The organism is Methylobacterium tarhaniae (genome assembly GCF_001043955.1).
GTDB classification, from domain to species: Bacteria; Pseudomonadota; Alphaproteobacteria; order Rhizobiales; family Beijerinckiaceae; genus Methylobacterium; species Methylobacterium tarhaniae.
This window is the reverse complement of sequence record NZ_LABZ01000307.1, coordinates 1-1,599: the sequence shown is the minus strand read 5'-3', so window position 1 is coordinate 1,599 and position 1,599 is coordinate 1. Positions and strand designations below refer to the sequence as shown.

General features: G+C 70.8%; 1 protein-coding gene. It reads right to left on the bottom strand.

Translation table 11 applies throughout. The annotated features are described in order from the left end of the window. Positions 1-309: 309 nt before the first annotated feature. Positions 310-1,365 (bottom strand): IS110 family RNA-guided transposase, encoded by a 1,056-nt coding sequence (locus VQ03_RS29265; RefSeq protein WP_048454449.1) that lies wholly within the window; start codon positions 1,363-1,365, stop codon positions 310-312. Positions 1,366-1,599 lie beyond the last annotated feature (234 nt).

Sequence of the window (1,599 nt, the reverse complement as noted above, 5' to 3'; positions counted from 1 at the left end):
GTCATGTATGGACGGCCCCCGGTTCGCAAGGGTTTGTGAGCATCGGCTTGGAGCCAGTCGGTTCAGGAGCAGTCATGTATCCGGCCTCTGATGCGGTCGTGGCGCCGCCGTGAGGCGACGCGGACGACGGCGGGCCACCAAGGGGTGCGCACAAGCTTTCCCTTGTGAAGAACCAGGCTCCCAACATCCCGACGCGCTCGCAGGCGCGATGACAAGGCGGAGTGTCCCGGTCCCAGGGTCCCTCATCCTGCTCTGGCCTTGGCCGTGCTCAGGGCTCCTTGCTCACCAAAGGCTGCGTCCCGCCGCTCCTCAAGCGGCGGCGGGACGCAGCCGACCAGCCTGACCGTGCGGGCGCGTCGCGTCGTACTCCCCGCCGCGGGTCAGCAGGGCCCAGGCGGTCCGCGCCATCCGGGCCGCCAGCGCCACCGCCGCCACCCGCGCCGGACGACGCTTCAGCAGTTCGACCAGCCACGGATCCATGTCGTCAGGCCGACGCTTGGCCTTGGCCAGCGCCGCCGTCGCCCCCAGCACGTAGAGCCGGCGCAGCCGCTGGTCGCCCGCCTTGCTGATCCGCCCCGTGCGCCGCATCTCGCCGCTGGCCTGGATGCGCGGCGTCAGCCCCAGCCACGCCGCGTAGTCGCGTGCGCTGCCGAACTGCCGGCCCTCGCCGATCGCCGCCACGGTGGCATGCGCGATCATCGGCCCGACGAACGGGATCGTCATCAGCCGCCGCGCCCGCTGGTCGGCCTTGGCCGCAGCCTTGATCCGCGCCTCGATCGCGACGATCCCCTTGACCGCCTCGTGCCACTGGCGGACCAGCACCTGCAGGTCCGGCAGTATCATCGGCGGGATGGCGGGGTGGCCTGCCTCGACGAACCCGATCACCGCCTTGGCGCCCGCATCGCCCCGGACCCCCACCAGCCCGAACTCGGCCAGGTGAGCGCGCAGGGCGTTGATCAGCTGGGTGCGCTGGCCGACCAGCAGGTCGCGTATGGTGTGCAGGCTGCGGGCGCCTTGCTGCGCGACGCTCTTGACCGGCACCCGCGGCATGTCGGGGCGGGTGGCGGCCACCGCGATGGCGTGGGCGTCGCGGGCATCGGTCTTGTTGCGCGGGACGAACGGCTTGACGTAGGCCGGGGGCAGCAGGCGGACCTCGTGGCCGAGATCGCGGATCTGGCGGGCCCAGTGATGGGCGGTGGCGCAGGCCTCCATCGCCACGATCGTCGCGGGCATCGTCGCGAGTGCCGGCAGCAGCTTGTCGCGCGAGAGGCGCTCGGTGCGCACCACGGCGCCCTGCGCGTCCTGAGCCTCGAACTGGAAGACGGACTTGGCGATGTCCAGGCCGATGATGCTAATCTGCGTCACGGACGGTCTCCTCGGTTGGGTGTTCGACGACCTCAACCTGGCACATTCGATGCCGTCGGGGGCCGTCCACCCCAACATCCCGGGGCCGCGCGGCGGAACCCGGGATCCTAACCGCCGACGTTGCTTGAAAGAGCGGACAGTGTTCCGCTTCATCCTGAAGCGTCGGCGGTGATGGATCCCGGGCTCTCGACTTCGTCGAGCCCCGGGATGACGCCGGGGGTGAGAAGAATGGGA